The 18,189-nt window shown below is 39.7% G+C and carries 9 protein-coding genes; 4 read left to right on the plus strand and 5 right to left on the minus strand.

The genetic code is table 11. The features are described from left to right. Positions 1-19 precede the first annotated feature (19 nt). Complete coding sequence (locus AC6CH7_RS00630; protein WP_498260829.1) at positions 20-3,148, plus strand: beta-L-arabinofuranosidase domain-containing protein; 3,129 nt, start codon at positions 20-22, stop codon at positions 3,146-3,148. Positions 3,149-3,363: 215 nt separating this feature from the next. Continuing rightward, positions 3,364-4,914 carry a sulfatase family protein gene (locus tag AC6CH7_RS00635; protein WP_498260830.1) on the plus strand — a complete coding sequence of 517 codons (1,551 nt, stop codon included), beginning with the start codon at positions 3,364-3,366 and terminating at the stop codon, positions 4,912-4,914. A gap of 68 nt (positions 4,915-4,982) precedes the next feature. Here the strand turns inward: AC6CH7_RS00635 and AC6CH7_RS00640 are convergent, their stop codons facing one another. The 5 genes from AC6CH7_RS00640 to AC6CH7_RS00660 all read right to left on the minus strand — a co-directional run bounded on the left by AC6CH7_RS00640 (position 4,983) and on the right by AC6CH7_RS00660 (position 12,226). Continuing rightward, the gene (locus AC6CH7_RS00640) at positions 4,983-6,416 is read right to left on the minus strand and encodes a TolC family protein (RefSeq protein ID WP_498260831.1); all 1,434 of its coding nucleotides are present in this window, start codon (positions 6,414-6,416) and stop codon (positions 4,983-4,985) included. Beyond that, positions 6,409-9,576 (minus strand): efflux RND transporter permease subunit, encoded by a 3,168-nt coding sequence (locus AC6CH7_RS00645; protein ID WP_498260832.1) that lies wholly within the window; start codon positions 9,574-9,576, stop codon positions 6,409-6,411. Before AC6CH7_RS00645 ends, AC6CH7_RS00640 begins: the two co-directional genes overlap by 8 nt. Positions 9,577-9,603: 27 nt before the next feature. Next, on the minus strand, positions 9,604-10,686 hold the full coding sequence (locus AC6CH7_RS00650) for an efflux RND transporter periplasmic adaptor subunit (protein WP_498260833.1): 1,083 nt from the start codon (positions 10,684-10,686) through the stop codon (positions 9,604-9,606). A gap of 146 nt (positions 10,687-10,832) precedes the next feature. Further along, complete coding sequence (locus AC6CH7_RS00655) at positions 10,833-11,237, minus strand: hypothetical protein (RefSeq protein ID WP_498260834.1); 405 nt, start codon at positions 11,235-11,237, stop codon at positions 10,833-10,835. A gap of 101 nt (positions 11,238-11,338) precedes the next feature. After that, a complete protein-coding gene (locus AC6CH7_RS00660; RefSeq protein ID WP_498260835.1) occupies positions 11,339-12,226 on the minus strand; it encodes a FimB/Mfa2 family fimbrial subunit in 888 nt (295 codons plus the stop codon). An 881-nt stretch (positions 12,227-13,107) separates the two neighbouring features. Between AC6CH7_RS00660 and AC6CH7_RS00665 the strand changes: the two genes are divergently transcribed. Both AC6CH7_RS00665 and AC6CH7_RS00670 read left to right on the plus strand, forming a co-directional pair. Next, on the plus strand, positions 13,108-16,299 hold the full coding sequence (locus tag AC6CH7_RS00665) for a SusC/RagA family TonB-linked outer membrane protein (RefSeq protein WP_498260836.1): 3,192 nt from the start codon (positions 13,108-13,110) through the stop codon (positions 16,297-16,299). A 20-nt stretch (positions 16,300-16,319) separates the two neighbouring features. Beyond that, positions 16,320-17,978, plus strand: coding sequence for a RagB/SusD family nutrient uptake outer membrane protein (locus AC6CH7_RS00670; protein WP_498260837.1), 1,659 nt, complete (start codon positions 16,320-16,322; stop codon positions 17,976-17,978). The last annotated feature ends 211 nt before the right edge of the window (positions 17,979-18,189 follow it).

Genomic DNA, 18,189 nt, shown 5'->3' on the forward strand with positions numbered 1-18,189 from the left:
TTCTTGATAGTTTTATGTCATGAAATGTTACCGTTATATTGATAAGTGTATTGTTGAAAAATATAGTTTGAGAATAAAAGCCCGTTCTATACTTTTTTACGTTGTGTTGTATGTCACTTTTTTTAGCCAGTCCATCTACCAGGCTAAAGCACAAAGTGGTGATCAGATACTGGATGGTATAGGCGAAACCGGTATAATAGCCCGTTATATTTTTAACGGCGATCTCAAAGACTGGTCTCGAAATAATCTTCATGCGAAAGCCGAAAGTGTACATTCTCATTTTGTAAATGATATACAATTTGGAAAGGTTTTATCATTATCCGGTGACAGTGATGACTTTATCAGGCTGCCTGCCGCGTCGCTAGCGGATATTGAGTCACTTAGTTTATCCTCCTGGATTAAATTGCGTTCCAATCAATCTGGGCAATATTTGTTTGATTTTGGAAGGAGTGAAACAAGCCATTTTTTCGCCGCGCCGTTTGGCTTAGAGGTCAAAAAAGGTTTTCAGATCATGATAACTTCAGCTAAGAATGGGGAAAATGGCGTAGTTACTTCATTTCCTGATCTCAATAAGTGGGTTCATGTTGCGATAGTGATTGATGTTTCATCTAAATCAATCATTGCCTATATTAATGGTAAACCTGTGGGTGAGGGCAAAGATATTCCCTCTGAGTTGAAGGATGTTTTTAATCAGCTTACAGATGAGGGTAATTTGCTTTTTATCGGAAAATCTTTAAAGCCAGCAAAATCCAACATGAATGCAATGCTTCATGATTTTCGTATTTATCGGGTTGCCTTAAGTAAAACACAGGTGTTGAATATTTACAAGAATTCTGTGAATGCTAAAGGAACCACTAACGGCAATGGGGTAAATGTAACCAATTTGAAGGACGATATCCAGCAGTTCCCCGAAACAAAACCACAGCTATATAATGCCTATCTGAACAAGGTAGAAGATGTTGAGGTAGCTACTGAGATCGGGGTTTTGCCTCGCTTACCCAATTATATTCAGGGTACTTACCGGCAGATCAAAAATGGACCAATTGTGCGGGTTTTATGGCCTCTTCCTGATGACAACAGTTCGGTTCTTCGACCCGGACAGTATGTTGTTTACGGGCAAATTCCTGGTACTCAAATCCGCCCCAAAGCGATTGTTACGGTTGGTGCAGAAAAAAAAATAACAGCTCCGGTTTTAAAATTGAAGACTTTCGGTCTCGATCGGGTGTCGTTGGGAAATGATCTTTTGGGTCACCGAACTAAATTTACCGAAAACAGAGACAAGTTCATCTCTACCTTGGCCAAAACTGATCCGAATTCCTTTCTCTACATGTTCCGGCATGCCTTTGGCCAGAAACAGCCAATAGGGGCCATACCACTTGGAGTATGGGATACCCAGGACACCAAACTCAGAGGACATGCCACAGGACATTATCTTACAGCAATAGCTCAGGCTTATGCCAGCACGAGCTACGATAAGACACTTCAGGAAAACTTTTCCGGTAAAATGAAGTACATAGTGAATACCCTGTATGAATTATCACAACTTTCTGGCAGACCCAGGGCAGCTGGTGAGTCATTTGTATCAGATCCTGCTGCAATACCCTTTGGTCCTGGTAAAACAAGTTTTGATTCTGATCTTAGTGATCTGGGAATTCGCAAGGACTATTGGAACTGGGGTAAGGGATTTATCAGCGCCTATCCGCCAGATCAGTTTATCATGCTGGAGAAAGGAGCTAAATACGGTGGCCAGAAAAATCAGGTTTGGGCACCATATTATACTTTACATAAGATTTTAGCAGGTTTGATGGATGTTTACGAGGTTAGTGGTAATAAAAAGGCCTTAGATTTGGCCAAAGGAATGGGTAACTGGGTTCATAAGCGGTTGAATGTGTTACCTACTGATACCCTTATCAAGATGTGGAACACCTATATCGCCGGTGAGTTTGGAGGTATGAATGAGGCCATGGCAAGACTGTACCGAATAACAGGTAATCAAGATTATCTTCAAACAGCGATAAAGTTTGATAATATTCGGGTATTTTACGGTGATAAAAATCACACTAGCGGATTGGTAAATAATGTGGATTTGTTTCGTGGATTGCACGCCAATCAACATATCCCTCAGGTTGTTGGAAGTATCGAAATGTACAGGGTGTCTAATAATCCGGACTATTATAGAATTGCTGACAACTTTTGGTACAACGTGGTTAGTGGTTACACCTATAGCATAGGTGGGGTTGCTGGCGCACGTAATCCCGCTAATGCAGAATGTTTCGTTGCGCAACCCGGAACGCTCTATGAGAATGGCTTCTCTGAAGGCGGGCAGAATGAAACGTGTGCAACTTACAATATGCTAAAACTAAGCAGTGAACTTTTTCTTTTCGATCAACGTACAGCGTTTATGGATTATTATGAGCGGGGATTGTATAACCATATTCTGGCATCGGTTGATGAACACTCTCCTGCTAATACTTATCATGTACCGCTCAAACCTGGGTCCGTAAAGCAATTTGGGAATGCTAAGATGACCGGCTTTACCTGCTGCAATGGCACCGCAATAGAGAGCAGCACCAAGTTACAGAATTCGATTTATTTTAGAAGCACCGATGACCAGTCCTTATATGTGAATCTTTATATTCCTTCAATATTGAAATGGACCGAACGTAGGGTAAGCATTATACAATCTACAAATTTTCCTAAATCGGATCATACCCAACTGACGGTTAAAGGAAGTGGAAAATTTGATATCAATGTCCGTGTCCCTGGCTGGGCTACCAAAGGATTCTTCGTCTTGATTAATGGGCAGACGCAAAAGTTAGACGCGCATCCCGGAACTTACCTCAGGCTGAGCCGGAGCTGGAAGGATGGGGATACCATTGAGCTGCGAATGCCTTTTCAGTTTCATCTCGATCCAGTAATGGATCAGCAGAACATAGCCAGTCTGTTTTATGGACCTATTTTGCTAGCCGCTCAGGAGCCAGAAGCAAGAAAGGACTGGCGTAAAATTACCTTGAACGCTGCTGATATTAGCAAGTCAATTAAAGGTGATCCTCACCGTTTAGAATTCAGGATTGATGATGTTGTTTTTAAACCATTTTATGATACGTATGGCAGACATTCGGTTTACCTGGACGTTGATTTAAAATAATGTGCTATGCATGTATATTTTTCATCGAAATCTATATCAGATATCGCTTAACTAATAGAATGCTAACTTTGTCTGAAGTACTTTTGGTTACCAAAAACAACAAAAGATTGGAGAAGGTTTAACAATGCGTTATATTTCCATTCCAAAAGGCTAGGTGGAGCCGGAAGGAATGTGTTTACCTTAGCCCCCCTTTTATATAACAACATGGAAATCAAATGAAATTAAATAAAACCTTACTACTGCTTGCGTTGGTTAACAGTTGTATGCAACTTTTTGCACAAAAGCAGCAAACAGGAACAGCTCCAAAACGACCAAATATTGTGATTATCATTTCAGATGATCATGCCTATCAGACCATAAGTGCCTATGGTAGCAAATTGATGCAAACCCCCAATATAGACCGGATTGCAAATGAAGGGGTTCGTTTTGATAAGGCATATGTAACCAACTCCATTTGTGGTCCCAGCAGGGCGGTAATCCTGACTGGAAAATACAGCCATAAAAATGGATTTAAAGATAATGAAAGTTCAGTTTTTAATGGCGATCAAGACTCCTTTGCAAAACAATTGCAGAAAGGTGGCTATCAAACCGCGTGGATTGGCAAGTGGCATTTAGAAAGCAAACCCCAGGGTTTTGATTTCTGGCAGGTATTGCCTAATCAGGGACAATATTTCAATCCAGACTTTGACATGATGGACGGCAACAAAAAAAGAATTGAGGGCTACGTAACCAATGTAATTACGGATGAAGCTGAAAACTGGATGGATAAACGAGACGAATCCAAGCCATTTTGCCTGGTGATCGGGCATAAGGCCACGCATCGGGTTTGGCTGCCAGACACCGCTGACCTGGGCCGCTTTGATAAGGTTAACTTTCCGCTTCCGGCCAATTTTTACGATACTTATCAAAACAGAAAAGCCGCGGAGATACAGGACATGTCTATCGAAAAAACCATGCTAATGGGGTATGACCTAAAGATGTTCGGTTCTGATGATAAGGAGAATAAAGATGGTAACTTTAGTAGGATGAACGCAGCCCAACGTGCTAAAGTTGATACTTATTATAAGCCTATAGAAGCGCAATTTAATGCATTGAAATTACAAGGAAAAGCACTTACCGAATGGAAGTTTCAACGTTATATGCGCGATTACTTAAGTACTGCCACCTCTTTGGACCGAAACATTGGTCGCACATTGGACTACCTGGATCAACATGGTCTGAGCAAGAATACTATTGTAATTTATCTGTCCGATCAGGGATTCTATATGGGCGAGCACGGCTGGTTTGACAAACGTTGGATTTATGAGGAGTCATTCCGTACCCCTATGGTCATGCGATACCCCGGCCTGGTAAAAGCAGGTACTGTTTCCAATCGTTTTGTGATGAACCTGGACATTGCCCCAACCGTACTTGATGCAGCAGGTTTGCCTATCCCAAAAGATATACAGGGCATATCTATGTTGCCTGCCCTAAAAAATCATGCTGATAAAGGCAGACAGGTTTTATACTATCATTATTATGAAAATGGAGAGCATTCAGTTTCCCCTCATTTCGGGATTCGCACTAAGAGGTACAAATTGATTCGGTTCTATAAGCGTGTAGTAGGATGGGAGTTGTACGATCTGCAAAAAGATCCACATGAAATGGATAATAAATATGGGAAAAAAGGATATGAAACCATCACTGCCGATTTGTATAAAGAGCTAACCAGGCAAATTAATAAATTTGAAGATAAGGATGCGCTGCAAATCTTGAAGGAAAGATAAGATCATGTTGTTGATTAAAATGAAGTAAAAGAGCCGGTTTTGCCGGCTCTTTTAATAAGAAATTGTTGTTATTTCCAACCACCACCAAGTTCCTGGTAGATATTGGTTACAGCACTGAGCTGATTCTTTTTTGTTTCTATAAGTTCCAGTTTTGACTCTAGCGCATCCCGCTGAGTCATCAATACTTCCAGATAATCAGCCCTTGCCGATTTAAATAAATCATTGGAGATATCAATAGATTTATTGAGTGCACCTACCTGGTCAGACTTCAAACGAAAACTCTTTTCCAGGTTATCTATATTCGACATTTGAGTAGAAACTTCTAAGTATCCATTTAAAATTGTTCGTTCATAGTTATACATGGCCTGAAGCTGACGCAAGTTTGCATTTTTAAACTCAGCCTTAATTCCGTTTCTATTAATTAGCGGGCCAGCAAGATCTCCTGCAAGCGAATACAGCATTGATTCGGGCGATTTCACCAGATAAGATGGGTTAAATGCCTGAAACCCGAACGCTGCGGAAATATCCAGGGAAGGATAGAATTCCGCTTTTGCTGCTTTTACATCTAATTTTGCAGCAGCCAGCTCTAGTTCAGCTTGTTTAATGTCTGGTCTGTTGGCCAGCAACTGCGATGGAATACCTGCGCGAACCGCTGGAGGTAAGAGGTTCAAAAAGTTGCCATGATCTCTTGGAATTTCCTGAGGGAATCGACCAAGTAAAAAATTGATCTTGTTCTCACTTCCCTTGATCTTTTGAAGGATGTCAAACTCCATGCTTTGGGAGTTTAATACCTCCGCTTTAAATTTCTGAACAGCCAATTCGGTTACCCTGGTTGCTTGTTTTTGAATTTTTACAATCTCAAGGGCATCCTTTTGAAGCTGGATATTCTGTTTAACAATCTCTAACTGATTATCCAACGCAAGCAATTCATAATAGGAGTTGGCAACCTCAGCAATCAAATTGGTCAATACAAAATTTTTGCCTTCTACAGTAGATAAGTATCTGGTAATTGCGGCTTTCTTAGCGTTACGGAGTTTTTTCCAAATATCTACTTCCCAGTTTGCATACACTGCAGCAGTATAATCCATCAGCGGGTCTGGGGTTTCTTTTCCTGGAGCAATTTCTGTTGAAGCATCACCAGCACCCTGACTGGTGTACCTTCCTACTTTTTCAACACCGAGGCCAAGTTTTGCACCTACGGTTGGTAAAAGCGCTCCTTGTTTAAATTTGATGTCGTTCTTTGCCATTTCAACTTCCTGAAGTGTTATACTCAACTCCTGGTTATGTTTAAGGGCTGTGTCAATTAGATTCACCAGATTTGGATCGGTAAAAAAGCGCTTCCATTCAAGCGCAGCCATATTGGTGGTATCCCTGTTGTTATTATAAGATTCAGGAACTGATTTGTTTTCGGTTGACTGTATGAACGCAGGGATCTTACAGCTTGCAATGGCTATGCAAATACCTGCCAGGCCAATACATTTATATATCTTGTGTTTATACATTGTGATCAATTTCTTCGGTTAAAGGATTTTCTTCTTCATTTTTAACAAGAGCATGTTTTTCTGAGATTTTACCGAAAATGTAGTATAATCCCGGTATAATAAGAACACCGAAAACAGTTCCGAAAAGCATACCTCCGGCAGCAGCCGAGCCGATTGTTCTGTTTCCTGTCGCACCCGGTCCGGAAGCAAAAACCAATGGGATCAATCCGGCAATAAATGCAAAGGAAGTCATCAGAATAGGGCGGAACCTGACGGCTGAACCCTCAATTGCTGCCTGAAGTACTGAACTTCCTGCTCTGTGTTTCTGAACGGCAAACTCTATGATCAACACCGCATTCTTACCCAACAGGCCAATAAGCATCACCATAGCTACCTGAGCATATATGTTATTTTCCAGCCCGAATATTTTCAACAAGAGGAATGCTCCGAAAATTCCAGCTGGAAGTGAAAGAATTACAGGGAATGGCAGTATAAAGCTCTCATACTGCGCAGCAAGGAGCATATATACGAAAACAAGGCAGATGATGAAGATATAGATCGCTTCATTTCCACGGGCAACCTCATCTTTGGAAATACCTGCCCAGTCAATCGAGAATCCTCTTGGCAAACTGGTTTTAGCCACTTCTGATACCGCATTAATTGCTGAACCACTACTATAGCCTGGTGCAGAGGAACCGCTAATCTCAGATGCATTATACATGTTGTGTCTGGTGATCTCTGATAATCCATAAACCTTCTCAATTTTCATGAAGGCCGAGAACGGCACCATTTCGTCACGGTTATTCTTTACATATAGTTTCAGAACATCTTCAGGTAAGGCCCTGTACTGTGGCAACGCCTGCACCATCACTTTGTATTGCCTATCGTATTTGATAAAGCTGGTTTCATAGTTACTTCCCACTAATGTAGAAAGCGTATTCATCGCATTCTCAATAGTTACTCCTTTTTGCTGAGCAATGTCGTTATCAATTTTGAGCATGTATTGCGGGAAACTGGCGCTGTAGAAGGTAAATACCGACGATAATTCAGGGCGTTTACTCAGGTCCTTTACAAAATCCCTACTCACCGTTTCCATCTTTTTGTAATCACCTGTTCCGGCCTTATCCAGCAAGCGCAACTCAAAACCACCAGCAGCTCCGTAACCAGGAACAGCAGGTGGCTGGAAGAATTCAATGGTGGCCCCCGTTACATCTTTAGATTTCTTTTCCAATTCATTGATTACCTCCTGTACGGAATGTTTACGTTCCTCCCAGCTTTTCAAGTTGATCAGACAAGTTCCTGAATTGGCTCCGGTACCTTCTGTAAGGATTTCATAACCCGCCAAAGAAGAAACGGATTGTACATCTTCCATGCCTTCAGCAATTTTCTGCAGCTTCTCGGCAACTTGATTCGTTCTTTCCAATGATGAACCAGGAGGGGTTTGTATTACCGCATAAAACATTCCCTGATCTTCATTTGGTATAAAACCAGAAGGAAGGCTGTTGTTTAGTAACCATATTCCCGCGCAAAAGGCGACCAGCATGATAAAGGTAATTGCCCGCCTGTTTACGATTATGCTTAATAACTTCTGGTATTTGCCAGAAACCCTGTTGAACCAATTGTTAAAACCATCCAGCACTTTATTGAGCCATGTTTTCTTTTGAGCTTTTCCGTGATTATTCTTCAGCATAATTGCACATAGGGCAGGGGTAAGGGTAAGTGCAACCACTCCTGACAGAATAATTGATGTAGCCATAGTAATGGAAAACTGTCTGTAGAATATTCCTACAGGGCCAGACATAAATGCAACCGGAATAAATACCGCTGCCATTACGAAAGTGATCGCAATAATGGCCCCACTAATCTCATGCATTGCTTCTTCAGTAGCTTTAAGCGGCGAAAGATTCTTTTCTTCCATTTTGGCATGAACTGCTTCAATTACTACAATGGCATTATCTACCACAATACCTATTGCCAGCACCAGAGCGAACAAGGTGATCAGGTTCAGTGTAATCCCAAAGAATTGCATAAATACAAAAGTCCCTATAAGGGATACCGGTACTGCAATGGCTGGGATTAATGTTGAGCGCCAGTCGCCAAGGAAAAGGAATACGACCAATCCAACAAGAATAAATGCTTCCACAAGGGTGTGTATTACTTTTTCAATAGAAGCATCCAGGAATTTGGATACATCATAACTGATCTCATAATCTACACCTTTAGGAAACGAGCTCGATTTGATCTCCTTCAGTTTAGCTTTTATGTCCTTGATTACCTGGCTCGCATTACTTCCATAAGATTGCTTTACAACTATAGCGGCCGAAGGTCGGCCATTAAGATTGGAATAAAGGTCATAATACGAACTCCCAAACTCCACATCAGCAACATCCTTCAGATGAAGTATCTCTCCCTTTGTGGATGATCTTAGTATGATGTTCTCATATCCCTCTTTGGTACTAAATCTCCCAGGATATTTTAATACATATTCAAATGCCTGAGATCTTTTACCAGAACTTTCTCCGGTTTTACCTGGCGAAGCTTCCAAACTTTGCTCATCAAGTGCTTTCAAAACTTCATCGGCCGATATCTTATAGGCCAACATACGGTCTGGTTTTAACCAGACCCTCATGGCATATTCGCGGTTACCAAGGATATCGGCAACTCCAACACCATCAACTCTTTTTAACTCTGACAATACGTTGATGTCGGCGAAGTTGAAAAGAAATTTCTGATCCATATGAGGGTCTTTACTGTACAGGTTGATGTACATGAGCATATTAGACTCTTCCCTGGTAATCTTTACACCTTCACGTACCACCAAAGGAGGTAGTTTATTTATAACAGAAGCTACACGATTTTGAATATTTATCGATGCCTGGTTGGGGTCGGTACCCAGATTGAATACCGCCTGTATGGTGGCTTCACCATCATTACCTGCATCCGATGCCATGTATTTCATTCCTGGAACCCCGTTAATAGCCCGTTCCAACGGAATGATTACTGATTTAATCATTAGTTCGCCATTTGCTCCCGGATATTCCGCAGTGATGTTCACCTTTGGCGGTGAAATGGAAGGGAATTGTGTTACCGGTAATTGGGTGGTAGCCAACACACCCAGGAATGTAATGATGAGCGATATTACTATAGACAGGACTGGCCTGTGTATGAATTTATTAAACATAGAATTACTTTTTTAAGGATGGAATTACTATTCCGTTTTCAATTGCAGACGAGAAATAACTTCCTTGGGTGCTATAAATTCATATTTGATCTTATCATCATCTTTAACCTTTTGGACACCTTCAAGTAGGATTTTGTCATTTTCAGAAAGGGTATTTCCTACCACGTACAAGTCAGGCATTCTGCTAGTGATACTAATATTCCGCGATCTGACTACTCCATTTTTGTCAACTACGAAAACATATACCTTGTCTTGAATTTCGTAGGTCGCTTTTTGAGGGATTATTAATGCACCTTTAAGCGGAACCGTCATTTGAACTTTACCTGTCTCGCCATTTTTTAAAAGCTTGTCGGGGTTTGGGAACCTTGCTCTGAAAGCAATGTTTCCTGTTTCATTATCAAATTCACTTTCAACGGTTTCTACCTCACCTTTATATTTCAAGGGCTGGCTATTGGCCAAAAGCAGACTTACCTTGTTGTCGCCGCGACCTTTAATGTTGGTCTGATAGTCCAGATACTCGGGCTCAGATACATTAAAGTAGGCGAACATCTGGCTGTTATCAGAAAGATTAGTCAATAATTCACCTTCATCAACAAGACTTCCCAGTTTCAGCGGGATGCGATCAATGATGCCATCAAATGGTGCTTTGATTTCAGTGAATGACAAGTGTAGCTTTGCTAGCGCCACTTCGGCTTTAGCCTGATCAAGTTTAGCTTGAGCCATTGTCAGCTCATTTTTTGAGACCACATTTTTATCAGCCAGAGTTTTGGTATTCTGTAACTCTATCTCTACAGATTTGGCTTCAGCCTGTGCTTTCATTAACTCTGCTTCGTACATTTTTGGCATGATCCTGAACAACAGCTGGCCCGCTTTTACAGATTGACCTTCGTCAACGTAAATGTTCTGCATGTATCCTTTTTCTTGTGCTCTGATCTCAATGTTCCTTACAGATTTTATTTGTGAAACATATTCCTTGGTAAAGGAGGTGTCAATTTTTAAAGGAGTAGTAACCGCATACTTGCTGATTTCTTCCTTTTCTTTTTTCTCAGATGTGCAGCTTGTATGGCATAATATACTACCTAAGCCCATGAGCATTGCAATTCTCTTCATAGTACGAATTAATTATTAATTGATTTGATGATCAGGAATCAGAGATTCCCTAAAATGAGAAATAGCATCAGTTACCGGGTATGAAACCAGAATTACCCCCACGGGCAGATATGATCACGACTTCGATAACTGAAGCGTATTGTTGATCATATTTTTAGAACTCTTTGTAGAATGTATTTGTAAGAAGAAGTGTAAGATAGGTGCTTGCAAAACGGCAAACGGTTTTTGAAATAAGCGTTGGAATAAATTAAAATAGAGGCATAGGTAAGCGTTGCAAAGTACTTGGCAGGCAATATAGATTTCCTGACAGATACAAGATCATCGTCTTCGTCTTCAACACTGATGAAGTCTTCTTTTTTATCACCTATGGTACTCTTCTTAACTTCAGGAAGGCCCTGATTGACAATAACAAGTTTTGCTTGTTGCAATTTTTCAATCTTTTGAACAGTTGAATAATTGCTTGTGCTATAATGAGCCCCTGCATAAACGTGATTTGATCCCCCTAAAAGGAAGAAACACAGAGACAGGAAGAATACAACAGCAGTTTTCATATTCGGCCACAAAAATAGTATTAGCCATGAAAGTTAACGCAACCTAATTCTTTTTAACTGTCAGAATTGTGTCAATAATTTTCTTGCTACCTATGCAATACTTAAAAATGAACAACAGTAGTGTCAGCCAGCCACTTATCATTAATGGTGACTTTAAAACTGGTTGCTGTAGAAGGTGCCAATAGTTTGCCTTTCACAATTGTACGTTTGTTTCTGTAAATCGGGACACTTAATGTTTTTCTTACACCAGCTCCAGATATCTCAATTAGAATAGGCCTTTCAGTACTTAGAATATAAATACTTATCGGGCCATTTGCATTGCTTACCTCATACCCTGCATTATCGTCAATACGGCCGAATGTTTTTTGATCATTTAGTGTAAAGCCCGTTGTTTCAAAATTAACATCCACGATGAAATCAGGTGCATCTTCAACAAGTACTTCCAGTTTACCAACAACCCGCTGCATGGTAAGGCTTATTGTTTGATTTCCATCAATAGTTACTCTTGACCTTGCATAAAAAGTGTCATCCGTTTTATAATGTTTATCAGCCATTGTCGGGTTGGGTTGCCAGTACTGCATGTTTGCTTCTGCTAGTGGCAACAGGATAGGGACTTCATTGTCCCGATAATACTTATTGATCCCAAAAAGTGATTTAGACCCAACTGCTATGAATATGTACTCACCTAAGGGTAAATCAAAATATATCTGCCCCATGCCCGGCAAATTGCTGGTTTGGGTTGATCTATAATATTCATTTCCGGTTTTCGCATTAAATATGATAAAGGTTAATTGATTAACTAAATTTTCAATGGGCGTAACTAATGTTGGTTCGGTGCCACCATCTAAACCTGTTTTTTCATTTTCAACAGAAAGACCCACTTTGTATGTTATTTTATTTGGTTCGGGAACTTCTTGCCCGCCTTTTTTGCTGCATGCCGATAAGAGCAGGATTAAAGTAATCGAGGAGATAAACGTTAATTTTTTCATGATTTTTTTTAACATGAAAATACCTAACATTTAATGAAAAAAAATGGATCTTTTATGATTGTGTAGCAAAGTGTATAAACATCACACAACATGTGTAGCCCGTCATTTACAGCAGTTTAAAGATCGAGAGTTACCATTCACTAAGTTTGTTGTATAATCTGTATGTTTTCAAATTAAATTGGTGTCATAAATAACGCGATTATGATTAACACCGATTTATATTACACTCAAACCGAGGCTTGTAGTGTTTTAAGAATTTCTCTGAAGAAATTTAAGAGTATTGTTAAAAATAATAAACTCCCTGTTTACAGAAGCTCTGAAACTGCAAATGCCTATGTCAAAAAGAGAGATTTTCTCAACGCAATGCTAAATGGGATATAGCTATTAAACAATGCAGAATGCTCAAGTCTAGCCCATTCCAAAGGGCTTAAAAAGCATTTGTATCATTTTTGTTGCGCAAACGTTTGTTTCGGTTTGTATAACGGAGGTTTTTTTAGCGAAAAAAAATGCCTTTAGAATGCTCTAAACTAACTTCTTAGTAGGTAATTAAACCTCTAGTTAATTTTTATTCCTTCAGAAATATAAAAAGTCATCATTCATAAAGCCAAGCTTTGCTGAACAAAGTTCTATTGAAACTCGATATACCCCAAAGCAATTTATTAAAGTTTTCAGGATGTAATTTATACTGGCTTCAGTGCGAAATCAATCGATTGCGTTAAGTTACACATAATAAGTGACCTCCCGACTCTATACATTAGAGCCGAAAAGTTTTAACCATCTAAGTCCCTCCTCTCAATTCATGAGATTAAATAGTATGATAACCTAACAGAGTAATTGCTGCAATTCCAATAACTAACTAACAACTAAACTAAATAACAATTATGATTGACTATTATTTAAAACGGCAGTTAAGGCCGTTCGTTAAAACACTGGTATTGATAAAACTTTGTTTTTTAATATTGGTGACTGCATCTATAAATGCTTATGCAGGAGGTCTGCCTGTAAACTACACACGAGCTGACATTAATGTTAAAGGAACAGTTAAAGACAGTCAGGGTAACCCTATACCTGGTGTTTCTGTACAAGTGAAAAATTTAACAAGCCGCGGAACTTCAACCAATGCAGAAGGAGCCTATGTACTCACTGTACCAGAAAATAGCGTTTTGGTTTTCAGAGCCATAGGTTTTAAAACCAAAGAAGTTACAGCAGCAAAAGCTGGTACAATAGACATAACTCTTGAGGATGAATCTAGCAACCTGGATGAAGTTGTTGTTGTTGCTTATGGTACACAAAAAAGAACGAGCTTAACAGGTGCTATTGCTACTGTAACTCCTAAGCAACTGAAGGACAGGCCGGTAACTTCTATCCAGAATGCGCTGCAAGGTGTTTCTCCTGGTCTTACTATCTTACAACGTCCAGGCGATTTAAGCCGAGATGCATCTGCTTCTACAACTGTAAGCATTAGAGGTAGAAGTAGCTTAGTGTCTGGTGGAAACAATCCAATGTATGTTATTGATGGAATACCTGCCTCAGCACAGGAATTTGCTACCTTAAATCCTAACGACATTTCTAGTATGTCTGTTTTAAAAGATGCTTCTTCTGCTGCACTATATGGGTCAAGAGCAGCTAATGGTGTTATCATGGTAACGACCAAGCGTGGTAACGGAGAGAAAACTACTGTAGAACTTAATGCAAATTACGGATGGCAATCGCCTACCAAAATGGCAAAATATGTAGGCTCAGGCGATTATACTACACTTTATAATGAGGCATTAACAAACGCTGGTGGTGCTCCACTTTTTACTGCAGAACAGATTCAGTGGTATAAAGATGGTTCAAAACCAGATCTTTACCCAAATACCGATTGGTATGATCAGGTTCTTCGCAAAACTGCACCTTTAAGCGACATCAATTTAAATATAAATGCGCCAGGCAAAATTACCAATAGTTATTTGGGCGTATCTTATCTTAGTCAGGAATCTATTATTCCAAATAAAGATCAGAACCGTTTTGTGGCTAAGTTAAATACTGAAACCACTATTGTACCTGAAATTTTAAAGGTTGGAACTAACTTTTCGTTCATAAACCAAAATTTCGACCGTAAAGGTAACATGAGCTGGACGGAGCTTAACAGGTCTTTGCCGACTTCTGTATTTCGTCAGAGCAATGGCGATTGGGGATCAATCGATAATGGCAAAGCCAATGCGCAAACAGCAGGTCGTAATCAGGCGCGTATAATTGAAGAAGGCGGTAAAGCCTGGGATCGCGATAATTATTTTCAGACCTCTGCTAATGCTACTTTAACACCATTAAAAGGGCTGTCAATAAATGGATTGGTTTCCCTAAAATATACAAATGGCAACTCATGGTCTTTTAACAATACCCTTGATCCTATTAATGACTTTTTAACCGGAAAGCCGATCACCTCTACCCAAAAAGTGCAGAATGATATGCTTGAATACTGGCGCAAAAGAAGGGAGCTTTTAACACAGGTGACAACTGATTATGAACGTACTTTTGGCAAACATTATGGTAAATTAACAGTAGGTGCATCGCAAGAGAGCAATACCTACAGAACCGCATTTGTGGGTCGTAAAAATTTCCCGAATAATGACATGACCACTGTTGTATCCGGCTCATCAAATCCTGAAGATATCAACTCTGATAACGATGGTCAGGCAAACCGAAGTAACCAGCAAGATTGGGCTATGCGCTCTGTATTTGGGCGTTTCAATTATGCTTTTAACGACAAATATCTTGTAGAAGTTAATACTCGTATAGATTACTCATCCCGTTTCCGTAAAGATATCCGCAGGGCAGTATTTCCATCCTTTTCTGCAGGTTGGAATGTAAGTAAAGAAGACTTTATGAAAAATGTGGATTGGATCAGTAATTTGAAATTACGTGGTTCATGGGGTTCTTTGGGTAACCAGGATGTTGTATCAATTGGAAACTATTTCGACCTGTTAAATACTGGTTATCAATATAGTTTTGAGGAGGCTCCACAAGGAGGAGTGTGGTCAGCAAAAATTGCTAACCCATTGGCAACCTGGGAAAAAGTATATATGACAGATTTGGGTATCGACCTAAGTATGTTCAACGGTAAATTAGACATTACTACAGATTACTATATTAAAAATACTAAGGATCTTTTAATGAGGGTTCCTGCACTTGCAACCAGTGGAGTAAATACAAGCACTACCGATGCCATAAATAGTGGGCTTCCATTATCAAACGGTGCCGCTACTCAAAACAAAGGATTTGAGCTTGCGGTTACCCATAACAACAAAATTGGCAGCGATTTCACTTTCAGCATCGGGGCTAATTTATCAATCATTAAGAGTACTATTACTAAGCTAGGGGATGGTAGTGAAACATTTGACGGAAGATTTATACAGAAAATCGGTGAATCAATAGGTTCTTTTTACGGATATGAATCAGAAGGTCTTTTTGTTGATGCTGCTGATGTAACAAATCATGCCTTCCAAACGACTACCACTAAAGCAGGAGATATTAAATATAAAGACTTAAACGGCGACAACTTGATCGATGCCTCCGATCGCAAGATAATTGGCAACAATGTTCCGTGGTTAAATTATGGTTTTAATTTAAATGCTGCCTATAAAGGTTTCGATCTAAGTGTACTTACTTACGGCGTAGCAAAGGTTAAAACCTATTTGTCTGAAGAGGCTGCTTATCCATTCTTTAACGGTGCCAATGTAAAAGAACAATGGTTAAATAGATGGACAACTGCTAATCCTGATCCGAATGCCGATTTCCCGCGCATTTTAACAACAGCTGCAGGCGCACATAATTATAATCCTACTTCATCATTCTGGTTATTCAGTGGGGCCTATTTCAGAGTAAGAGGCATAACCTTAGGTTATACCATTCCACAAGATGTAACTAAAAAGATTGGATTGGCCAAACTAAGAATTTATGGAACAGCGAATAACCCTTTCACTTTTATGGCAGATAAGCGATTGGCAGATTATGACCCTGAGTCTGATTCTGGACGTGGAGGTTACCCAGGTATTAAAACCTGGTCCGTTGGTTTAAGTGCTGGTTTCTAATCAAAAATAATTCGAATATCATGAAAAAAATAACATCAATATATATACTTACAGGGCTTTTAACACTAGGCGCTGTTACCTCTTGCAAAAAAGACTTTTTAGAAAGACCACCATTAGATCAATTGTCGGAAGCGACGTTTTGGAAAAATCCTAACGATGTCTATCAGGCAGTTATGGCTGTTTATAATCAGCTGCCTGGCGATGGAATAATTTATGACGATGGTGCAACAGATAACGCTCATGCCCAGTATCCATGGGAAAGTTCCGCTACAGATGTTTCAGCAGGAACGCTTACCTCTACAACTGATGCAGGTTGGAGTTTCATCGACATCCGTCGTGCAAATTATTTCCTTGCTAATGCAGATAAAGTAACTACAATAGATGTTGCTTTATTGGAAAGATATAAAGCTGAAGTAAGGTTTTTAAGGGCACTGTTTTATTACAGATTAACAAATAAATTCGGAGATGTGCCTTTAATTACAACGGTTTTAGCTTTGGAAGAAGAAAATGTACCAAGAACTCCAAAAGCTGAAGTAGTAAAATTTATTACTGATGAGCTTGATGCCGTTTCTAAAATTTTGCCTCAAAGTTATGCCGGAGGTAAGCCAAATGAGAAGGGAAGAATTACCAAAGGCGCTGCTCTTGCATTAAAGGCCAGAGTACATTTAAATGAAAGTCAGTGGCAGCTGGCTGTAGATGCTTCAAGTCAGGTAATGACTCTGGGTTATAGTTTATTTAAGGTTGATGCCGAAGAAGCCATAGATGCTAAAGACGATTATAGTAAATGGGTAACCTTTGCCAATGCTAATGACGAGAAAAGATTCCGTTTGGGTCTTCGTAGTTACGAGGCACTTTTTCATAAAGTAAACGAAGGTAATGGTGAGGTAATTTTAGACCGTCAGCAGATTGATCAAAAAGATGCCAATTACCTTAACACTTACTTATTGCCAGGCACTATTGGTGGCTGGAGCTCAGTAACTCCAACTCAGGAATTGGTAAATAGTTATGGCAGTTATAAAACTGGCGAGGCAGTTACACCAACAGATCCGGCACAGCGTGCCTCGTGGTATGTTGCTAAAGACCCTGCATTCGCCAACGAGTATAAAAACCGTGATCCACGTTTTTATGCGACTATCCTGTTTGAAAATTCACCGTGGAATGCAGTTGAGGATGATTATAAATTTAACTGGGTTCAGGGCGCTTCCAATATGTCTTTAACAGGATATAATTTCCGTAAATTGGTTGACCCTGCGATCTATCGTCAACAGGTAGATAACCATGCTAATATAATTCTAATCCGTTATGCTGAGGTTTTGTTGACCTATGCAGAGGCTAAAAATGAATTAAGCGGACCTGATGCTACTGTTTATGATGCCTTAGATGCAGTTAGAACGCGTTCAGGAATGCCGGTTGTTGACAGAGTAAAATATGCAGGTAAAGATGCCCTTAGAGAAGTAATTCGTAATGAACGCAGGATAGAGCTTGCCTTAGAAGGGCAGCGTTATATGGATATTCGCCGTTGGAAAATTGCCCCTCAGGTAATGAAAACCATAAATAATATTAAAAATACTCAGGCCCAGGAAAGAACATGGAATGATAGATTTTATCTGATGCCTGTTCCGCAAAAGGAAGTAGATCTTTCAAAAGGAGTATTATCTCAAAATGCAGGATATAATTAATTACCAGCATTTTCTTTAAACGATTAAAACGAGTGTCCTTACCATATGGGCACTCGTTTTTTTATGGGCATCAATGCCGTAGTTATAACCGGCATTGATGCGCATAATTATTTAAAAAAAGAGATTCTTTTTTAAATAATTATGCTCTTCCTAATAGGATTTAGCATGTATTTATACTCATTATTTAATAATAAAGAACCTGTAGGTGCAG

This window comes from Pedobacter sp. GQ55 (assembly GCF_059758925.1).

What these genes read in the sequence shown, in the direction of transcription:
- AC6CH7_RS00630 (WP_498260829.1), top strand. Translation starts at nt 20, where the DNA reads ATGAAATGTTACCGTTATATTGATAAGTGTATTGTTGAAAAATATAGT.
- AC6CH7_RS00660 (WP_498260835.1), bottom strand. Translation starts at nt 12,226, where the DNA reads ATGAAAAAATTAACGTTTATCTCCTCGATTACTTTAATCCTGCTCTTA.
- AC6CH7_RS00670 (WP_498260837.1), top strand. Translation starts at nt 16,320, where the DNA reads ATGAAAAAAATAACATCAATATATATACTTACAGGGCTTTTAACACTA.
- AC6CH7_RS00635 (WP_498260830.1), top strand. Translation starts at nt 3,364, where the DNA reads ATGAAATTAAATAAAACCTTACTACTGCTTGCGTTGGTTAACAGTTGT.
- AC6CH7_RS00645 (WP_498260832.1), bottom strand. Translation starts at nt 9,576, where the DNA reads ATGTTTAATAAATTCATACACAGGCCAGTCCTGTCTATAGTAATATCG.
- AC6CH7_RS00665 (WP_498260836.1), top strand. Translation starts at nt 13,108, where the DNA reads ATGATTGACTATTATTTAAAACGGCAGTTAAGGCCGTTCGTTAAAACA.
- AC6CH7_RS00655 (WP_498260834.1), bottom strand. Translation starts at nt 11,237, where the DNA reads ATGAAAACTGCTGTTGTATTCTTCCTGTCTCTGTGTTTCTTCCTTTTA.
- AC6CH7_RS00640 (WP_498260831.1), bottom strand. Translation starts at nt 6,416, where the DNA reads ATGTATAAACACAAGATATATAAATGTATTGGCCTGGCAGGTATTTGC.
- AC6CH7_RS00650 (WP_498260833.1), bottom strand. Translation starts at nt 10,686, where the DNA reads ATGAAGAGAATTGCAATGCTCATGGGCTTAGGTAGTATATTATGCCAT.